The sequence below is a fragment of the Agrobacterium sp. InxBP2 genome (assembly GCF_026191755.1).
GTDB classification, from domain to species: Bacteria; Pseudomonadota; Alphaproteobacteria; order Rhizobiales; family Rhizobiaceae; genus Agrobacterium; species Agrobacterium pusense.
On record NZ_JAINDY010000029.1, the window covers coordinates 197,536 to 217,044 of the forward strand.

General features: G+C 59.1%; 20 protein-coding genes. 5 read left to right on the plus strand and 15 right to left on the minus strand.

Going from position 1 to position 19,509, the window contains the following annotated elements; translation table 11 throughout:
• From K7A42_RS13535 to aztA, 9 genes are all read right to left on the minus strand, one after another.
• Positions 1 to 552: a TRAP transporter small permease gene (locus K7A42_RS13535; protein WP_004445019.1), complete on the minus strand. Its 552-nt coding sequence runs from the start codon at positions 550 to 552 to the stop codon at positions 1 to 3.
• 129 nt (positions 553 to 681) lie between these two features.
• Entirely contained in the window at positions 682 to 1,677 is a 996-nt protein-coding gene (locus K7A42_RS13540; RefSeq protein ID WP_004445022.1) for a DctP family TRAP transporter solute-binding subunit, read from the minus strand.
• A gap of 22 nt (positions 1,678 to 1,699) precedes the next feature.
• A complete protein-coding gene (locus tag K7A42_RS13545) occupies positions 1,700 to 2,602 on the minus strand; it encodes an NAD(P)-dependent oxidoreductase (protein WP_004445026.1) in 903 nt (300 codons plus the stop codon).
• Between the two features lie 12 nt (positions 2,603 to 2,614).
• Positions 2,615 to 2,917: a putative quinol monooxygenase gene (locus K7A42_RS13550; protein WP_034497555.1), complete on the minus strand. Its 303-nt coding sequence runs from the start codon at positions 2,915 to 2,917 to the stop codon at positions 2,615 to 2,617.
• Between the two features lie 17 nt (positions 2,918 to 2,934).
• The gene (locus tag K7A42_RS13555; RefSeq protein ID WP_006700383.1) at positions 2,935 to 4,293 is read right to left on the minus strand and encodes an NAD(P)H-dependent oxidoreductase; all 1,359 of its coding nucleotides are present in this window, start codon (positions 4,291 to 4,293) and stop codon (positions 2,935 to 2,937) included.
• 258 nt (positions 4,294 to 4,551) lie between these two features.
• Positions 4,552 to 5,565 (minus strand): LacI family DNA-binding transcriptional regulator, encoded by a 1,014-nt coding sequence (locus K7A42_RS13560; protein ID WP_113382404.1) that lies wholly within the window; start codon positions 5,563 to 5,565, stop codon positions 4,552 to 4,554.
• A 357-nt stretch (positions 5,566 to 5,922) separates the two neighbouring features.
• Positions 5,923 to 6,954 (minus strand): zinc ABC transporter substrate-binding protein AztC, encoded by a 1,032-nt coding sequence (gene aztC / locus K7A42_RS13565; protein WP_282455394.1) that lies wholly within the window; start codon positions 6,952 to 6,954, stop codon positions 5,923 to 5,925.
• Between the two features lie 27 nt (positions 6,955 to 6,981).
• Positions 6,982 to 7,848 (minus strand): zinc ABC transporter permease AztB, encoded by an 867-nt coding sequence (aztB, locus tag K7A42_RS13570; protein ID WP_034496649.1) that lies wholly within the window; start codon positions 7,846 to 7,848, stop codon positions 6,982 to 6,984.
• Entirely contained in the window at positions 7,841 to 8,653 is an 813-nt protein-coding gene (gene aztA / locus K7A42_RS13575; protein ID WP_184286943.1) for a zinc ABC transporter ATP-binding protein AztA, read from the minus strand. The genes aztB and aztA overlap by 8 nt, the downstream gene beginning before the upstream one ends.
• Positions 8,654 to 8,993: 340 nt before the next feature.
• Here aztA and zigA point away from each other — a divergent pair, with 340 nt between their 5' ends.
• Positions 8,994 to 10,199: a zinc metallochaperone GTPase ZigA gene (gene zigA, locus K7A42_RS13580; RefSeq protein ID WP_184286940.1), complete on the plus strand. Its 1,206-nt coding sequence runs from the start codon at positions 8,994 to 8,996 to the stop codon at positions 10,197 to 10,199.
• 155 nt (positions 10,200 to 10,354) lie between these two features.
• On the opposite strand, the gene K7A42_RS13585 is transcribed toward zigA, so the two are convergent.
• The 3 genes from K7A42_RS13585 to K7A42_RS13595 all read right to left on the minus strand — a co-directional run bounded on the left by K7A42_RS13585 (position 10,355) and on the right by K7A42_RS13595 (position 12,271).
• Positions 10,355 to 10,792, minus strand: a complete 438-nt coding sequence (locus K7A42_RS13585) for a YqaA family protein (protein ID WP_174150073.1) — start codon at positions 10,790 to 10,792, stop codon at positions 10,355 to 10,357.
• A 97-nt stretch (positions 10,793 to 10,889) separates the two neighbouring features.
• A complete protein-coding gene (locus K7A42_RS13590) occupies positions 10,890 to 11,159 on the minus strand; it encodes a hypothetical protein (protein WP_006700378.1) in 270 nt (89 codons plus the stop codon).
• A complete protein-coding gene (locus K7A42_RS13595; RefSeq protein WP_282455395.1) occupies positions 11,156 to 12,271 on the minus strand; it encodes a CobW family GTP-binding protein in 1,116 nt (371 codons plus the stop codon). The genes K7A42_RS13590 and K7A42_RS13595 overlap by 4 nt, the downstream gene beginning before the upstream one ends.
• Positions 12,272 to 12,599: 328 nt before the next feature.
• Here K7A42_RS13595 and ugpB point away from each other — a divergent pair, with 328 nt between their 5' ends.
• The 4 genes from ugpB (at position 12,600) to K7A42_RS13615 (ending at position 16,781) form a co-directional block, all read left to right on the plus strand.
• Positions 12,600 to 13,910: a sn-glycerol-3-phosphate ABC transporter substrate-binding protein UgpB gene (gene ugpB / locus K7A42_RS13600; RefSeq protein ID WP_169692189.1), complete on the plus strand. Its 1,311-nt coding sequence runs from the start codon at positions 12,600 to 12,602 to the stop codon at positions 13,908 to 13,910.
• A gap of 69 nt (positions 13,911 to 13,979) precedes the next feature.
• Positions 13,980 to 14,861 (plus strand): sn-glycerol-3-phosphate ABC transporter permease UgpA, encoded by an 882-nt coding sequence (ugpA, locus tag K7A42_RS13605; protein WP_004445049.1) that lies wholly within the window; start codon positions 13,980 to 13,982, stop codon positions 14,859 to 14,861.
• Positions 14,862 to 14,871: 10 nt separating this feature from the next.
• Complete coding sequence (gene ugpE / locus K7A42_RS13610; RefSeq protein ID WP_004445050.1) at positions 14,872 to 15,720, plus strand: sn-glycerol-3-phosphate ABC transporter permease UgpE; 849 nt, start codon at positions 14,872 to 14,874, stop codon at positions 15,718 to 15,720.
• Positions 15,720 to 16,781 (plus strand): sn-glycerol-3-phosphate import ATP-binding protein UgpC, encoded by a 1,062-nt coding sequence (locus K7A42_RS13615; RefSeq protein ID WP_282455396.1) that lies wholly within the window; start codon positions 15,720 to 15,722, stop codon positions 16,779 to 16,781. The genes ugpE and K7A42_RS13615 overlap by 1 nt, the downstream gene beginning before the upstream one ends.
• Before the next feature lie 59 nt (positions 16,782 to 16,840).
• Here K7A42_RS13615 and K7A42_RS13620 read toward each other — a convergent pair whose 3' ends face one another.
• The 3 genes from K7A42_RS13620 to K7A42_RS13630 form a co-directional block, all read right to left on the minus strand.
• Positions 16,841 to 17,584: a class I SAM-dependent methyltransferase gene (locus K7A42_RS13620; protein ID WP_282455397.1), complete on the minus strand. Its 744-nt coding sequence runs from the start codon at positions 17,582 to 17,584 to the stop codon at positions 16,841 to 16,843.
• 315 nt (positions 17,585 to 17,899) lie between these two features.
• Positions 17,900 to 18,343, minus strand: a complete 444-nt coding sequence (locus K7A42_RS13625; RefSeq protein ID WP_004445058.1) for a glyoxalase superfamily protein — start codon at positions 18,341 to 18,343, stop codon at positions 17,900 to 17,902.
• 208 nt (positions 18,344 to 18,551) lie between these two features.
• Positions 18,552 to 19,250 carry an OmpW/AlkL family protein gene (locus K7A42_RS13630; protein ID WP_004445064.1) on the minus strand — a complete coding sequence of 233 codons (699 nt, stop codon included), beginning with the start codon at positions 19,248 to 19,250 and terminating at the stop codon, positions 18,552 to 18,554.
• Positions 19,251 to 19,509 lie beyond the last annotated feature (259 nt).

A 19,509-nucleotide genomic window follows, 5' to 3' on the forward strand; every position in this document is an offset into this window, starting at 1 on the left:
TCAATGTCCTGCTGAAATGGAGATGTCGGCGTGTGCGATCTCGTCCGCCGGCAGGCCAAGCTCGGGAAGCGCGATGAGCTCCCGGCGGCTGCGCAGCGATTCGACGATGGCGAGCACGGCGATGATGGCGGAAACCGGCAGAACGATGCCGATGGTCCACATCGGGATGGGAAGCGTGGCGGCGGTTTCGTTCATCATGACCTGCTGGCGCACCATGGTCAGGCCCGTCCAGCCCATCATGCCGAAGAAGAACACGGATGAACCGACGTAGATCGGCACCGCGAGCCGCCGGAAGAAGCGGTGAAACAGCACGAGAAACACCACAACACGGGCGCTTTCAACGGTGCGGAAGCCGGCGGCGAGGCCCAGAAACACCATCCAGATGAAGAGAAAGCGGGTTGCTTCCTCGGTCCAGGGGAGAGGACTGCCGATGAGGCGGCCAATGACCTGGAGGAGCACGACGATGAGAATGCCGGCGCAGGCCGCGCCTGCGGCCACATCGGCGATGAGTCTTACGATGGTGCCGAGCACCGAAGGTTTCGTATCGTTCATGACAATACCCTTCCACTGCTAAAACCGGATATCCGGTAAAACGAATGCCACCCTGCCCTTACGGCAAGACGACCCTGCCTGACATTTGGGAAGGCCGGATCGAAACCCGGCCGTCCGTTTGCGGAAAGGTCAGTTCGTCTTGAGGAACGCCTGCGTCTTGTCGAAGAAGGCCTGATCCTTCACCAGAGCGGAGAATTTCGCCGAAAGGCCGGCCGCCACGGCCACGAAAGCCTTGCGCTCGTCATCGGTCAGCGCGTTCACCTCCATGCCGTTCTTTTTCAGCGTTTCCAGTGACTTGTCGATATCGGCAGCGTCGTTCTGCGCCTTCCAGGCCTCCGTTTCCACGGCGGCCTCCTTGAGCGCGGTCTTGAAGTTCTCATCAAGACCTTCAAAACGGGCAGGATTCATGCCCAGCACCCAGGCGTCGGCGATGTGGTTGCTGATCGTCAGGTATTTCTGCACCTCGTAGAGCTTGGCGCTGACCGGCACATTGACCGGATTTTCCTGCCCGTCGACCACCTTGAGCTGGAGGGCATTATAGACTTCGGCAAAAGCCATCGGCGTCGGGGCGGCCCCCATGGCGCCGAAGAATTCAACCCAGAGCGGATTGTTAGGCACCCGCAGCTTCATGCCCTTCAGATCGGCTGGCGATTTGATCGGCGCCCTCGAATTGGTGATCTGGCGCAGCGGCCGTGACCAGAGATCGAGCCCGAGAATGCCGATCTTGCTCAGATCGCCGGAAAGCTCCTTGCCGAGATCGCTGTCGAGATAGACCCGGAGCTGGTCGATATCGCGGAACTGATAGGGAATGGCGATAGCTGTGAATTTCGGGTTGAACGTCGCGTAGAGCGATGTCGAATTCAGGAGCATGTCAAGCGAGCCGCCGGCCAGCTGCTTGACGCCCGCCGAAGGATCGCCGCCATAAAGCGTACCGTTGGGGAATACCTTGATCTTGAGCTTGCCGTCGGTCTTTTTTGAGACCAGTTCCGCGAACTTGTTGGCGGAAAGCGTGATTTCGGAATTGTCTGCATCCGGCGTCGACAGCGTCAGCGTCTCGGCCCGTGCAATCGATGCGACCAGCATGGTGGCGGCAAGGGCCAGCCCGTAAAGTTTCGAAATTTTCATGTGTTCCTCCCTTTGTTGTGTCTTAAACAGTTTCGAGCGTTCCTCCGAACGCATTCATGCGCTTAATTTCAAGGATCACACCGCTGTGATCAAGCTCGCCCGCGCCATGCTCGACCATGGAGCGAAACAGCCGGTCAACCTCCTCGCTGACCGGTAATGTCAGGCCGCGGCTTCTGGCGAAGGCCAGCGCCGTGGACGTATCCTTGACCTGATATTTCGCCGGCCCGCCGGGGCGGAAATCGCCCTCAACCATGCGTTTTCCGTGCTGACGGAAGACGGTGGAATCGGCAAATCCGCCAAGCAGGGCGTGGCGCACCTGTGCCGGGTCCGCTCCCCCTTCTTCCGCAAGGGTGAGAGCTTCGGCAACGGCGCAGATTGTCGAGGCGACGATCAGCTGATTGGCAAGCTTGGCCAGAGAGCCGCAGCCCACCGGCCCTACGTGCGTGACGCGGCCAAGACAACCGAGGAGCGGCCGCAGCGCATCCACATCCCGCTGTTCACCCCCGGCCATGATGGCGAGCGTTCCTTCGATCGCTCCCTTTTCACCGCCGGACACGGGCGCATCGACATATCTGACGCCACATGCCAGGGCGGCTTCAGCCTGTTCCATTGCAATTTCAACGGGAATGGAACTCATGACCAGCAGAACCGCACCGGGCTTCATGGCTGAAACGATGCCCGGCGAACCGAGCAGAACATCGTTGCAGACCGGCCCGGAACTCAGCATGCAGAGCACCACATCCGCTTCGGCCGCAGCCTCGGCAGCCGTTACAGTCGGCTGCACGCCCTTCTCTGCCAGAACCGCAGCCTTGTCGGCACTGCGGTTCCAGGCCTTGACGGAAAACCCGGCCTCTGCCAGGCGCGCCGCCATGGGTGCGCCCATGATACCCGTACCGATAACGGCGACCTGGCGGATGTCTGCCATCGTTCCCATCCTTCAAAGCCATTGCCGGTTCAGGAAGCGCACCGGCAGTTCTTCTTCGATAAGCGCCGGGAACGCCTCGCGGAAGCGGTCGAGATGCGGTGTCTTCAGGTGGTCGTCAAAAGCCTGTTTGTCGTCATAGACCTCGTAGAACACCACATTGTTTCCCGTTTCCGGCCGCACCACGTCGAATTGCCGGCAACCCGGTTCATCACGGACCGAATGGGTGGCATCATCACGCGCAGCGTCGAGAAAGGCCTCCATCGCGTCGGGCTTGACCCGAAATTCCGCTATCACCACGAAAGCCCCCTTCGACATGTCCTGATCCCCGCCCGTCACGCCGCAGCGTCCTTTTGCGGGCGGAAGCGGTTTTCCATGTCCTGACGCAGCTTCACCACGTCGAGATCGTTGACCAGCTCCACATCGTCGAAGCTGACGATCTGGTCTTTCCTGATGGCGCGCTTCAGCTTGACGTTATGGGCGAGGCCGATCGGCAGCGCTTTCATGTCCAGGCTGCGGGTCGCTGGAATGGCGTTCGCCCAGACCGCATAACCGCCCTCACCGTCCAGCATTTCGCCGGGCTGCATGTCCTTCTTGGCGGTGGCGACGGCATCGCCGCGGAACTCCTTCGAGCAGCCGGTTGCCTCGTTTCGCAATACGGCAGAGAGCACGCTGATCGAGGTTTCGAGTCCGATGATATGGAACGGACGCCACATGGAGGCGTACCAGCCGGACGGATCGGTCAGCAGGCCATATTGCTTGAAGCAGGCGCGGGCATATTCATTATGCGCCTTGAACGTGACGAAGACGCCGTAACGGATGTTGTTGAACACCTCGCGTCCATCCGGTTCCTGGCTTGCGGCGATATCCACCAGGCCTGAACGGGCCATGCGGCCGCCATCGGCGGCGGGACGGAAAACACGGGCGAGATCGTGCAGGCCGGCGGGCGGGAAAGCCAGACCGTCATCCGGGCAATCCAGCCCCGTACCATTGGCGACAGCCGCCATTTCGATGGCTGCCTTGGTGCCATCGGTGAAGGAATTATACATTTTCGGATTGAAGTCGCCCTTGGCCACTTCCTCGTCCGTCCAGCCGAAATAACCCCAGACCGTGTCCGGCGTCGAATAACGGTAACGCGGCTCGAAGTTCATGCCCTTGCCGGCGGAAACGACCTCGAAGCCGGTGGCGCGCGCCCAGTCGACAAGCTCGCAGATCAACGCCGGCTGGTCGCCGTAAGCCATGGAATAGATCAGGCCCTTGGCGCGGGCCTTTTCGGCAAGGATCGGGCCGACCATGACGTCAGCTTCGACATTGACCATGACGACGTGTTTGTTGTGGTCGATGGCGCCCAACGCGTGGCGGGCACCGGCCAGCGGATGGCCGGTGGCCTCGATGACGCATTCGATCTCACCGCAGGCGAAAAGCTCGTTCACGTCGTCGGTCACATAGGTCTTGCCGCTCTTCAGCGCCTCGGCGCAGCTCTTCGCATCGTAACGTTCCTTCGGCCAGCCGACGCGATCCAGCGATTCCTTCGCCTTTCCGACATTGAGGTCCGCAACGGCGACCATGTGGAAACCGGCGATGCGCTGCGCCTGCGCCAGCACCATGGAGCCGAACTTGCCCGCGCCGATGAGACCGACGCGGACAGGCCTGCCGCCGGCCGCACGTTCTGACAGAAGAGAATAGAGGTTCATGTTTCATCATCCTTCGCTGGGGAATTTGCTGGCGAGAATGTCCAGTCAGCCCGGCGAAAACCATGCGATACCGCGGCTGCGAGGCTCCCCTCACGGCACTGGAGACATGGCAATCTGACGTTCCTCCCGAAGCCCGGCACACCTGTGCGCCGGCTCTCGCGGTCGCCTCCCAAAGCAACCTTGAGAACAGAGTAGGAGCGTTCAAATATTAGTTCTATTTAGAAAATCACATTTTTATTTTAGTTTTTCTAACGATCCTCAGGCCGATTTCCGCAGCATCAGATCGGCGCTGAGCAGGATGCGCTCCCGCATTCGGGTGGCATCGTCTGCCTCCTCGTTCAGTTTCTGAAACAGCAGCTCGATCGACAGCCTGCCGATCTCGTTGTAGTTCTGCGCCACGGTGGTGATGGGTGGGCAGGCATAACGCGCCAGCGGATGATCGTCGTGGCCAGCGACCCTCAGATCGTAATCGGCGCCGTGGCCGACCCTGATGCCCTTCTGAAAAGCCGCGGCGATGACGCCGAAGGCGATGCGGTCATGGGCGCACAGGATCGTCCGCGACGGCAGAAGCGTGCGCCGTTCCAGAAGCCGGCCTGCTTCCTCGAAAGCAAACCGTTCAAACTCCCATGTGATGTCGCCCGGGACGTTAATCACATGTGGCTCGAAGCCGAGTTGTTGCATGGCCTCCACATAGGCCGTGCGGCGCGTGGCGGCATTGGTATTGACCTGCGGCATGTCGAAGAAACACGGCGGTTCTCCCGACCGGCAGAGATAATCCACCATCAGTCCCACGCTCTGCCGGTTATCTGTGCCGACAAAGGCGGACGTCTCGTCGAGTGGCGAATCGACATAGACGATCGGGACAGTGGCCGCGAGTTGCTCCAGCGTAGCGCGATGGGATTTGACGCCAAGCGGCGCGATGATGGCACCCGCCACGTTCATCGACTTGAAGGTGCGGATGGCGCGGTCTTCGATTTCGGGCTTGCCGTCCGATGAAAGCACGAAGGCGAGAAACCCGGCTTCGCTGGCGATGAGCTCGATACGGCTCGTGAGCGCCATATAAAAGGGGTCGGTGGAACTCGGGATGATGATGCCGATGATGTTGGAACGGCGGCGGTTGAGGTTGACAGCGAAAATGTTCGGCCGAAACCCGGATTTCTTCAGCGCATCCTCAATGGCATCCCGCGTCTTCTTGCGGACCGAGGACGGATCATTGAAGTATTTCGAAACGGTCGGGCGGGAAAGGCCGACAAACTCCGAAAACTCCTCCATCGTCCTGATAGATTTGGCCAAAGTGCTTGCCCCCATGAACGTCACAGGTGGCACTTTACATCGACGGGCCTTCGCACGAAAAGCCGGTCCGATGCGGTTATCAACGGCCAAACGATCAATCGGCCGCAAATTAGAGTTTTATAGTGGCCGGATCGGACAACTCGAAAGCTCCGGTCCGTCCCTGCCAGGACGAAAGGTCGACGGGGGTCGACGGCCAGAACCGATGGCAAGCTCGAGCTCAGGCTCGGTCAGACCGTTTCATCACGCAGATGACAGCAGGGTGATCCCGGCCTGAATGACACGAGCGAAATCAGGGTGGCCGAAGCCACCCTGAAACTTTTCGGCTGATCGGCGGTCTTATTGCCCGAGTACAGCGGCCGAGATGGTCTCGATATTGTGGTTGACCATGTCGATATAGGTCGCGGCCGGGCCATCGGCCGTGGAAAGCGCGTCGGAATAAAGCGTGCCGCCAACCTTCAGGCCGGTTTCGCTGGCGATCTGGTCGATCAGCCGCTTGTCGGTGATGTTTTCGACGAAGATGGCCGAAGCCTTGTCGTGTTTGACCTGGTCCACCAGCTTGGCGACATCGGCGGCAGAGGCTTCGGACTCCGTCGAGATGCCCTCCGGCGCGAGGAAATTCAGGCCATAGGCATGCTCGAAATAACCGAAGGCATCATGCGACGTGATGATGACGCGCTTCTCCGGCGGGATCGCGGCGATCTCCGTCTTCACCTTCTCGTTCAGAGTGGCAAGCTTGGCGACATAGGCGTCGGAATTCGCGGTATAGGTCGCGCAGCCGGGTTTGTCGGCCTTGCAAAAGGCGCCGGCTATGTTCTTCACGTAGATTTGGGCATTCTTGATGGACTGCCAGGCATGGGGATCGTACTCGCCGTGATGGTGATGTCCTTCATGGCCATGGCCATGGTCGTGATCGTGGGCGTCAGCCGTTTCGTGCTTGTGGCCGGCTTCCTCCGCCTTGTGGTTGTGAGCCTCCTCTTCCTCGGCCTCAGGATGGGCGTGGCCCGCGGGCTCGTCGGAAAGCCTGAGCGGCTCGACACCCTTGGTCAGCTCGACAATCGGCGCCTTCGTGCCGCTCGTTTCAATCAGCCGCTTCAGAAAGCCTTCGAATTCCAGGCCGTTGACCAGCACCACATCCGCCTTGCTGACGGCGACAGCATCGGCAGGGCGCGGTTCGTAGACATGGGCATCGCCATCCGGCCCGACGAGCGTGGTGATCTCCACACGATCCCCACCGACATTTTTCGCGAAGTCGGCGATGATCGAGAAGCTGGCGACGACCTTCAGTTCGGCGGCGGAAGCCTGCGCCGTCAGAACCGGTGAGAGCGAAAGAAGACTGGCGCACGTGGCTAAGCGGAAGGTTTTGAACATTGGATTCTCCTGTTTCAAAGGCTGTTTTCAGGCCGCGCGGTGGCGGCCGGAACCGAGAAGATCGATGAGCACGCCGCGCGTGCCGAAGAGGATGGAGAGCGCATAGACGGCACCCGCCGAAAGGATGATCGCCGGGCCCGATGGCAGCGACGCGTGATAGGACAGGACAAGACCGGCAAAGCAGGACACCATGCCGATGCCGATGGAAATGAAGCACATGGGCGCGACGCGGTTTGACCAGAAGCGGCTGGCGGCAGCCGGCAGCATCATCAGCCCGACTGAAAGGAGCGTCCCCAGCGCCTGAAAGCCACCCACGAGATTGAGCACGACGATGCCGAGGAAGAGGAAATGCACCGGGCTGCCCCATCTGCTGACCGAGCGCAGGAAGAGCGGATCGAGGCATTCCGCCACGAGCGCCCTCCAGAAGGTGATCATCACCGCAAGCGTAATGACGCAGATGCCGCCGATCAGTCCGAGCGCCTCATTGTTCAGCGCCAGCACCGTGCCGAACAGAACGTGCATCAGGTCGACGCTGGAGCCACGCCATGAGACGAGCAGCACGCCGAGCGCCAGCGAAATCAGATAAAGCGCGGCGAGAGAGGCGTCCTCCTTCTGAACGGTGAAACGCGACACCGCGCCGGCCCCCAGCGCGACCACGAGGCCAACGACGAGCCCGCCAATCGTCATCGGCAGAATGTCCAGCCCATAAAACAGAAAGCCGACAGCAGCGCCCGGCAGGATGGCGTGCGACATGGCATCTCCCGTCAGGCTCATGCGGCGCAGCATCAGAAAAACCCCGACGGGACCGCAGCTGACCGCGAGGATCAGCGCACCGGCAAGCGCGCGCTGCATGAAGACATACTGGATGAAAGGATCGATGAAGATATCAGCCATGGCTATTCGAATTCGCGTGGAAGTGGGCGTGGGCGTGCGGCGGCGCCGCCGGATCCGGAGGGAGCGGAGGGGAAGCCGGCGCGCACCAAGGCGCATTCGCCTCCCACGCCTCATGGAAATGTCGGGCCTGGCGAAGATTCTCCGCCTGCAGGACTTCAGCCGTTGGACCAAGTCCAACCAGCCTTCGCGCCAGGAAAAGCGTCTGGGGAAAATGCTGCTGCACGAGCTGGTGATCGTGAAGTACGGCCAGAACGGTGCGCCCTTGCGCCACCCATGCCTTGATCAGCACCAGCAGGTCGGTCACCGTCCGCTCGTCGACGGCATTGAAGGGCTCATCGAGCAGAATGAGCTGCGCATCCTGCAGCATGGCCCGGGCAAAAAGGGCACGCTGCATCTGGCCACCCGAGAGGGAGTCGATATTTCGCCTTTCAAAACCGGACAGTCCGACCGTTTTCAGCGCTTGGTCGATCGCCGTCCGATCTTCGAAACGGTGTCGTCCGAGCAGGCCGCGTCTCGGCCAGAGACCGAGGGCCACAAGGTCTCGTACTTGAGCGGGAAAGGACCGGTCCAGCTCCGACTGTTGCGGCAGATAGGCGACGGAGATCGCCGGACTGACCCGACATTCGCCGCCAAGCGGCTTCAAAATGCCGGCAATGCCTTTCATCAACGTGGATTTTCCCGAGCCGTTGGCGCCGATAACGGCGGTAAGCGAGCCGCAGGCAATACTACCATTGAGATGGTGCACCGCCGCCCGGCCGGCATATCCAAGGGTCAGATTTGAGAAGATAAGGCACGGATCGTTCATCGATCCCTCCGGAAGCAGGATGTCATTCGATGACCCTTGATATGTAATGTTATTACATTCGTCAAACGAATATGTAATGAAATAACATTTACTGGTGGAAGCGGACTGGCACGCTGTCCCCTCCGCGGGGTAGGCCGTTGCTGGCAAACGGCGAATTATTCATCCGGACGCGTAACCACCACGCTCATGCCGAAGGCAATTTCTCGCTCACCTGTTGACACGCCCCATATATGTAATGTTATTACGTTACATATGGTAACGATGCGCGCCGGATCGTTTCCCGATGCCCCGACGTGCCCGCCAAGGTCCACTCGAAACACGTTTACAGAACGAGGTCCAAATGTCGAAAAAACTACCCGTCACCGTGCTTTCCGGCTTTTTAGGCGCTGGCAAGACGACGCTTCTGAACCACATTCTCGCCAATCGCGATGGTTTGCGCGTGGCCTTGATCGTCAACGACATGAGCGAGATCAATATCGATGCGGCGCTGGTTCGTGACGGCGGGGCCAATCTCTCCCGAACCGAAGAGCAATTGGTGGAAATGACCAATGGCTGCATCTGTTGCACCCTGCGTGACGATCTTCTCAAGGAAGTGCGGGCGCTGGCGGAGCAGGACCGTTTCGACTATCTGCTGATCGAATCGACCGGCATCGCCGAGCCGCTTCCCGTCGCCGCGACGTTCGATTTCCGCGACGAGAATGGTCGCAGCCTTTCCGATGTTGCCCGGCTCGACACGATGGTGACGGTGGTGGACGCCGCCAATCTTCTCAACGATTACGGTTCATCCGATTTTCTGGCCGACCGGGGCGAAACGGCGGGCGATGGCGACAACCGCACCATCGTCGATCTTCTGGTGGAGCAGATCGAATTCGCCGATGTCGTCGTGCTCAACAAGATCGGCACTGCAACGCCAGAGGAGCGGGATGCCGCCCGCAAGATCATCATCGGGCTGAACCCCGATGCAAAACTCATCGAGGCCGATTTCGGCAAGGTGGCGCTGAAGGAGGTTCTGGGCACTGGCCGCTTCGATTTCGCCAGGGCCGAAGAACACCCTCTCTGGTTCAAGGAATTGCATGGTTTCAAGGACCACATTCCCGAAACCGAGGAATATGGCATTCGCTCTTTCGTCTATCGTGCCAAAAAGCCTTTCGACCCCGTGCTGTTCCAGCGTTTCATCGATCGCGCCTGGCCGGGGGTCGTGCGCGCCAAGGGTTTTTTCTGGCTGGCGACGCGGCCGCTTTATGTGGGAGAGATCAGCCAGGCCGGCGCCCTGGTTCGCACCGGCAAGATGGGTCTCTGGTGGTCCGCCGTGCCGAAAGAGCAATGGCCGCGCGAAAAGCAGTTCCTTGATATGATGAAGCCCTATCTCGACCCGGTCTTCGGCGACCGCCGGCAGGAAATCGTCTTCATAGGTTCCGATCCAATGAATGAAGCCCGCATCCGCGCCCAGCTCGATGCCTGCCTGATCGACACGGATGCCTTCACGCCCGATGCCTGGCGGCACCTGCCCGATCCTTTCGCCAGCTGGGACCGGCAGGCGGCTTGAGCGGTAGCTACCGATGCGGGGCAGTCGCAAGCCGTCACTCCGGATCAGGTCTGTGTCCAGCGCGGTCAAGTCCTTGATCGCGAAAAACTCTTTTCACGGCGCAGACGCGCCGTGGCTGGATGCCGGATCCAGCCCGGCATGACGGAGGAGAGGCTTCATGAAAAATTCAACGTCACCAGCGCGAGCACCACGTATCGTCCCACCTTGGCGATGGTGACCAGCAGCAGAAACACCGGCAGCGGCTCTTTCATGATGCCGGCCGCAACCGTTAGAGGGTCCCCGATGATCGGCGCCCAGCTGAGCAGCAGGGACCATTTGCCGTAACGCCGGTACCAGTTCTGCGCCCGTTGCAGCGCAGCCTCCCCGACCGGGAACCAACGTTCATGTCGAAAACGTTCGATGCCACGGCCAAGCAGCCAGTTGGCGAAGGACCCGGCGACATTGCCGACGCTCGCCACGACAACCAGCAGCCAGACGGGCTGGGATTTCAGAAGAATGAGCCCCGCAAGCGCCGCCTCCGACTGCATGGGCAGGATGGTCGCCGCAATGAACGCCGTCAGAAACAAACCCGCATATACAGCCAGATCGGCCATTCCGTGCCCTTCATCATCCGCGAATCCCATCGCTGTCCCTGAAGTGGCGGATAAGGGCCGCAGCGGTCAAGCGGCTCTGCCGCGTGGAGGCGGGTTCTCAAGCTGAATTCGCGGCAATGGCGCGCACAATATCGTCATGATCCACCGCGAGAAGCGCCTTGTGGATGGATAATTGCCGGGTCGTACCGGAAACGGCGAGGATGACGATCACCGTTTCCCGTGGCGGGCAATCCGGCAGCGCGCAGGAAAGCTCGCTGACGGTAATACTGTCTTCCGGCTTGAGTTGCAGCAAATCGCGTGACCATTGCTTCAGAAGACGGGCGTGCGAGATGATCGCGGAGCCACTGCGTGCAAGCGGATTGTTCATGCCCTGCCCTTCCGCCTTGCCTGCGCGGCCAATGTGTCGAAAAGCTCGCGAATGGGCTTTTGCGGCATGTCCATGCCGATCAGCACGATACGTGTCGAACGATCTTGATTCGGCCAGCGCTCCAGGCGGGTAAGCGGATAAAGCCGATGCTGCACCGCGTGGGCGACAACCGGTCGCTCCGGATCATCCGTCGCCCCGAAAATTCCCTTGAGCCGCAGAAGACCGGAGTGCACATTGCTGGTGACGAGCTCGAGAAAAGTCACAATCGCCTGGGGGTCAAAAACCCCGTCAAAGGTGAGATTGAAGGCCTCGACCCCGACGCCGTGGCGGTTGATATCGTGCTGATGGGCCGCATGAAGGCTAAGCCTGTCGGCCGCGAGCCATGCAGGCGCATCCTCCGGCTTGCCACACAACGAATAATCCGATGCGTTGAACAACGACATCAGATCGAAATCGGCTGCATTGCGATCATGAAACGAGGCTGCGGGATTGAGATCGGCGAGGCTTTCGCGGTCCAGCGCCGCGTCATCGGCCAGATCGGTCTTCGTCAAAACGATGTGGTCGGCAAAGGCAAGCTGTTTCCAGCCCTCAATGAAGCTGTTGAGCATCGGCGGGCCCGAGACAACGTCGAAAGCCGTCACCACGCCCGAAAGATGAAAATGCCGGGCGACGATGTGATCCCGCAGGCCCAGCGCCGGTGTGCCGCCGGCGATGAGGCTGTTGATGATCGGCGCAGGATCGGCAAGACCGGTGGTTTCGATGACAACCCGCGAGACATCAGGCATTACCCCTTCCAGAATGGCCTGATGCAGTTCGTAAAGCGAGGTGCGGATATCGCTCGTGGCGGTGCAGCAGATGCAACCCGTCGTCGTTCTGAAATATCGTTCGGACCCCGTCCGCACCAGACCGTGATCGATGGGCACCGAGCCGAATTCGTTGACGATCACGGCCGCATCCCGCATGGCCGGCGCAGCCAGAAGCGCGTTCAGCAAGGTGGTCTTGCCTGCACCGAGAAAGCCGGTAAGCAGGGTAACCGGCACCGTTCCCAAAGATGGCAGGCCAGCCGAATCGTCCCTGCGCTCAACTGCCTTTTTCCGCTTCAATCCGAACACATCCACCTCTTCGCCCGCACAAATTCACAGCAATATAATAGGTAATGTAATAACATATCAATCGCAACTATTGGATTTCGACAGGAGCGAATCCAGCGAAGACACGCGCCGGTGGCCAAGCGCATGAAAAAACCGCGGAACGAAGGAAATGGAATAATAAATCCGTTTCCTTCACTTTCGTTTTAATCGTTCCACGTTCTATTGCATTTTCGTTAGAGTTCGCTTTTAATCGGCAATGCTAATACAGAAAAGATCGCCCGCAGCCATATCGAGGAGGATAGGCTGCAATTAAGGGGCTGTATCTTTTACTGTTTTCATAATGGGAGGAATCGCCTTGAAAAAACTCAGCTACCGCCTTGCTGCGGCATCCGCGCTTTCGTTTTTTGTCACATCGAATGCATATGCTGTGACGGAGATCCAGTGGTGGCACGCCATGACCGGCGCCAACAACGAAGTCGTGGATTCGCTTGCCAAGGAATTCAACGACAGCCAGAAAGACTACAAGGTCATGCCCGTCTTCAAGGGCACCTATCCCGAAACCCTGAACGCCGGCATCGCCGCCTTCCGCGCCAAGCAGGCGCCTGCCATCATTCAGGTCTTCGATGCCGGCTCCGGTGTCATGATGGGTGCTGCGGGCGCCATCAAACCGGTAGCGGACGTGCTGAAGGAAGGCGGCTACACCTTCAACAAGGATGAATATCTGGCAGGCATCGTCGCCTATTATTCCAAGCCTGACGGCACCATGCTGTCCTTCCCCTATAATTCGTCCTCGCCGATCCTCTATTACAACAAGGATATCTTCCAGAAGGCCGGCCTCGATGCCGCCAACCCGCCGAAGACCTGGCCGGAAGTTTTCGATGCCGCCAGGAAGATCAAGACCAGCGGTGCCGCGCAATGTGGTTTCACCTCCACCTGGCTGACCTGGATCCAGACCGAAAACTTCGCCGCGTGGAACAACGTCTCCTATGGCAGCAATGAAAACGGTCTCGGCGGCACCGATGTGAAGCTCGCCGTCAATGCGCCGCTCTTTGTCGAGCATTTCCAGGCGATTGCCGATCTGGCGAAAGACGGTGTCTTCCGTTATGGCGGCCGCACTTCGGAAGCCAAGCAGCTCTTCATGTCCGGCGAATGCGGTATTCTGACCGAATCCTCCGGCGGCCTTGGAGATATCATCAAGACCGGAATGAATTACGGCATCGGCCAGCTTCCCTATTATGAGGGCCATGGCCCACAGAACACCATCCCGGGCGGCGCCAGCCTCTGGGTCTTCGGTGGCAAGAGCGATGCCGAATATAAGGGCGTAGCGGAGTTCTTCCACTTCCTCTCCCAGACCAAGATCCAGTCTCGCCTGCATCAGGTCTCTGGCTATATGCCGGTCACGATCGCAGCCTATGAGGAAACCAAGAAATCCGGCTTCTACGACAAGAACCCCGGCCGTGAAACGCCGCTGCTGCAGATGATGGGCAAACCGCCGACAGAAAACTCCAAGGGTGTACGTCTCGTGAACCTGCCGCAGGTGCGTGACATCATGAACGAGGAGTTCGAGGCGATGCTGGCCGGCAAGCAGGATGCGAAGGCAGCACTCGACAAGATAGTCCAGCGCGGCGACGCGGCCATCAAACAGGCCGCCGGCAATTAAACGATCCCCTGCCCCGCCCGCATCCTCTGATAGATGCGGGCGGCATTTCCATGTCATCAGGAGATCGCCGTGCAAAGCGTCGTATTCCCCAACAAGATCCTGCCCTATCTGCTGGTCGCCCCGCAGATCATCCTGACGGTGATCTTTTTCTTCTGGCCGGCCAGCCAGGCGCTCTATCAGTCCACCATGCGCGAGGATGCCTTCGGGCTGAACAGCAATTTCGTCGGCCTGGCGAATTTTTCCGCGGTACTTTCTGATGAAAGCTACCTCAACTCGCTGCAGGTCACCGTCGTTTTCAGCATCCTCACCGCGCTTGTCTCCATGGGGCTGGCGCTGCTGCTGGCAACGGCGGCAGACAGGGTGGTGCGCGGCAAGGGCTTTTACCGCACCATGATGATCATGCCCTATGCCGTCGCGCCGGCGGTGGCCGGCATGTTGTGGCTTTTCATGTTCAATCCGGCCATGGGAACCTTCTCTTATATCCTGCGTCGCAACGGCATCATGTGGGACCCGCTGCTCAACGGCAATCAGGCCATGCTGCTCGTCGTCGCGGCGGCTGCGTGGAAACAGATCAGCTACAATTTCCTGTTTTTTGTCGCGGGCTTGCAGGCAATTCCTAAATCATTGCTGGAGGCCGCCTCCATTGATGGCGCGCGCGGTTCGCGGCGCTTCTGGACCATCGTTTTCCCTCTGCTTGCGCCGACCACCTTCTTCCTTCTGGTCGTCAACACGGTCTACGCCTTCTTCGACACCTTCGGCATCATCCATGCGGTGACCGGCGGCGGCCCCGCAAAGGCGACGGAAACGCTGGTTTACAAGGTCTATAATGATGGCTTCGTGAACCTCAATCTCGGCTCATCCGCCGCGCAATCCGTGATCCTGATGGTGATCGTCATCGCGCTCACTGCCTTCCAGTTCCGCTTCGTCGAGAAGCGCGTGCATTACGGCTGAGGACGTCCTGATGATTGAAAATCGCCCCATCGCACGCGTGATTGCCCATCTGATGCTGGTGCTCGGCATCATCATCGTGGCCTTTCCGATCTACTACACCTTCATCGCTTCCTCGATGACGTCGAACGACATCATCCGGCCGCCCATGTCGCTGCTGCCAGGCGGCCATCTCGGAGAAAACTATACCGACGCCATGGTTGGCGGCGTGGAAAGGGTCGTCGGCGTCAGCCTCGAACGGCTGCTGTTCAACAGCTTCGTCGTGGCGCTGGCCATTGCCATCGGCAAGATCATCATCTCGTTCCTGTCCGCCTTCGCCATCGTTTTCTTCCGCTTTCCCTTCCGCATGGGCTTTTTCTGGATGATCTTCATCACGCTCATGCTGCCGGTGGAAGTACGCATCCTGCCCACCTACAAGGTCATCGTCGATCTGGGCCTGATCGACACCTATGCGGGGCTCACCCTGCCGCTGATGGCTTCAGCCACGGCGACCTTTCTCTTCCGGCAATTCTTTCTGACAATTCCCGGTGAAATGGTGGAAGCGGCGCGCATCGACAATGCGGGTCCGTTCCGCTTCATGCGCGATATCCTGCTGCCGCTGTCGAAGACCAATATCGCGGCACTTTTCGTGATCCTCTTCATCTACGGCTGGACGCAATATCTCTGGCCGCTGCTCGTGACCAACGACGCAAAGATGAACACGATCATCATCGGCCTCAAGCGCATGGTGGATTTTACCGATGCCTCGACGCCCTGGAATTATGTGATGGTGACGGCGATCCTCGCCATCATCCCCCCTGTTATCGTTGTGGTGCTGATGCAGCGCTGGTTCGTCAAAGGTTTGGTGGAGACCGAGAAGTAATGGCAAAAATTGCGCTGAAAGACGTCCGCAAGGTTTATGGCGGCAATGTCGAAGCCATCAAGGGCGTATCGATGGACATCGCCGATGGCGAAATGATCGTGCTCGTCGGTCCCTCCGGCTGCGGAAAATCCACCTTGTTGCGCATGATCGCCGGTCTGGAAGGTATTTCCGGCGGCCAGATCGTCATCGGCGACCGCGTCGTCAACGATCTGGAACCCTCAGACCGCGACATTGCCATGGTGTTCCAGAACTACGCGCTCTACCCGCATATGACGGTGCGCCAGAACCTTGCCTATGGCCTGAAGAACCGCAACACGCCGAAGGAGGAGATCGAGCGGCGTATCACGGAGGCGGCCAAGGCTCTCGAAATCGAACAATTCCTGGAGCGCAAGCCGCGCCAGCTTTCCGGCGGCCAGCGCCAGCGTGTGGCCATGGGCCGCGCCATCGTGCGCAAGCCCGCGGCATTCCTGTTCGACGAGCCGCTTTCCAACCTCGACGCCAAGCTGCGCGTGCAGATGCGCGTCGAAATCCGCCGCCTGCAGCGCTCTCTCGCCACGACAAGCGTTTACGTGACCCACGACCAGATGGAAGCCATGACGCTGGCCGACAGGCTGGTGGTGCTGAATGCCGGCCGCATCGAGCAGATGGGCACGCCGATCGAGCTTTACGAGAAACCGGCCACGACCTTTGTCGCCACCTTCATCGGCTCGCCCTCGATGAACCTGCTGAACCACGGGACGGCGACGGCCAACAGCTCTTCCGGTTGGTCGGTGATGGATAGCACCGCACTGCCGCAGGGCGCTGCCACGCTCGGCATCCGCCCGGAAGACATCACCCTTGCCAGTGAGGCCCCCACCGACGCTGCATTCACCGGCACCGTGCAGGTGGACGCCGTGGAACTGGTGGGTGCGGAAAGTTACGTGCACGGCTCCTTCGCCGACGGCACCACCATCGTCTTCCGCGTCCACGGCCGCTCGCAACTGCGAATCGGCGAAACGCTGAAAATCGCCGCGCAGGCAAAGGATTTCCATCTGTTCGATTCGGCGGGGAAGCGGATTTAAGCCACTGCGGGATGCCATTACTGCGACGTCCAGCATCTAAGTAATGGCGTCCCGTCGTGTTAGCCGCCCTTTCTCGCCGTGAAATGAAAGGTAAGGACATCACCTTGATAATGCTCGGAAAGCAAAACGTCCTTCATTCCGTTCCGACTGAACGCAGCGAGGATGGCGACAGGATCATATTCCGACATTCGCATTGAAAGTGTATTCCAGCCTTTTCCACGCAGGAATCTATATGTTGCCGCCAGCACTGGCACATTGTGGCGCAGGTGATAGCGTAGGCGGTCTGACAAGCGGCGTTCAGGCCGTTTGACGCTCGCGTGGAGAATGGCGACACCGCTGGGGCCGACCTTAGACAGCAACTTGTCGATCAGCATCACTCCCCTCCTGGCATCTACGTGCTGGAGAACGATATAGCTGAGGACGAGGTCAAATTCGCCCGAAGCGTGACTTAAATCGTCGTCTGAAGGGACCATTTCGACATTTTTGACATTGTATAACTGGCAATTCTTAACGGCTTCGGCACGCATGTCTGGAGATAGTTCAACGCCGATTACGGTTTCAAAACGGGACGCAAGCGGTATGCTCATTCGAGCCACCCCGGCACCGAACTCAAGAACACGTCCTTTACCCAACGGCCCGAAATACTGTTCCGCACGACCCAGCATCCAAGAGACATTGGCTTCCCCGGTTGCGAAGAATTCCCCCTTCGTTGCCTCGATATTTGAAGTGTGAAATCGGTCTTCGGAATACACGCCGTAATATGGGTTTTTCCTGCCCCATTCCAGCCACTGCGTATCGCTCATAAAATCCCTCAAACATAAGCAGACAATAATATTTATATATCAACTATTCAATACAGTAACAGATTTTACTTTGCAAAACAAATATATCTACAATAAATGCTATTAATAACACACAAGCACAACCAAAAAATATATTATATATACTCGGACGGGCACTGACGTGTGTTAAGGGGGCGATGCGGAAAGACGCGGTGAAGCAAACATCGCAAATTTCGACTGAACCCCCTTTCAGTTTTGAAATGAAAAGGGGTTCAAAAAAGCCTGAAATCCCGTGCTTCGCCTCCATGAACGGCGACCAATCAAGGGAGCGCCAACCTACCAGACGAGTTCCACCTGCGGCCGGCCATTGGAAGTTTTCTCAAGGGTGCGGCCGGAGGTATCGACATTGCAATGAACGCGCTGGCGGAAAGCGGAGAAGCTTTCGAAGGTCACGACATCCACGGGATCATCGAGATGCAGGGTCAGCCGGTAACGTTCGGGATCGCCGCCGAGCGCCTGCACGCCCAGAACGGAGGCCACGAAAGGCTGCCCGAGGTAAAAACCTTCCACCCTCGAACCCAGAAGATAGGGATTGAAGGCGGGACGATTTCCCGCGGCGGCATGTAGCGTATTCCAGTCGCGGAAGCCATATTGCGCGGCGATGAGTTCCAACGCCTTTGAATGGGTGATTGACTGCCCCTCATCCTCAAGAGCGGCACGCAGGCGCTTTGCCTGTTCTTTCAGCCCCTCAAGTGCGGGAAGCGGTTTGGACACGTTCATAACGGTTCTCCAACATGTGCATGCCGAATGTTCCGAAGGGAGTCCGCGTTGCCATCGACGACATGCAAAACATGGGATGACCGTTATCAAGAAAAGAGCTTCACCAGGGGCGCAAACGCGCCTGCGGACGGCCGGGGCTCTTGCCCGTGGCCGTCCCTATAGCCCAGAAAGCGCCGCCCGTCAAAGGCCGCGCTTCATCGATCTACTGTCAGAAACGATAGGTGATACCCGCGCCAATCAGCCACGGATCCAGCTTGGCCTTGCCGCTGATCGGCGTGCCACCGAGTTCCGCCGTCCAGTCGGTCTTGAGGAAGATCTTCTTCACGTCGAAGTTCACACCCCAATGCTCATCCAGCATATAGTCGAAACCGACCTGCACCGCGGCGCCCAGCTTGTTCTTGACGTCGAGATTGCTGAAACCGGGCTTTTCCGTCTGGTTGTAGAACAGCGAATAGTTCACGCCCGCGCCGATATAGGGCTTGAAAGCGCCGAAGTCGGTGAAGTGATATTGCAGCGTCAGTGTCGGCGGCAGCAGCCAGGTCTTGCCGACCGGCGTGCCGGCCAGCACGCCCTCGCCATTGATTTTGGCATAGGTGGTGCCGAGAATGAGTTCGGCGGCGAAGTTATCGGTGAAGAAATAGCTGATGTCGAGTTCCGGGATTACGGTATCCGAATAGGACAGGCCAGCCCCTGGCACACCGTCGACGCTCCCGCTGTCGTTGGTGATGACACCGAGGCCGCGCACGCGCAGCATCCACGGGCTTGCCGCCGCAATCGCTTCCTCCGCAGTCGGAGCCGGCGCCGCCTGGGTCATATCAGCGGCTATCGCATCGGCGGACCCGAGCATGGCGGCAACGCCAATCGCAACACTGGCAAGCAAGGCGTTGTTTCTGTTTCTATTCGTCATTCCATCTCTCCTATAGCGCACCGCAGCCGGGCAAGTCCCCGGAACCGGCTGATGACGGCGGGCCTTGCGAATCTTCGCCTGCCGCAACCGCTTGGGAGCCACTATGACGAAGGGTGACGCAGGCCGATTGAGATGGATCAAACCGGGATGCCCTTCATGTATGGAAGCGATGAACCGGCAAGCATTGTGGCAATTACGCAACAATACCGCCCGGCGACCCGCCTACGGAAGTCAGAATACGGAGAAGGCCACATGCGCA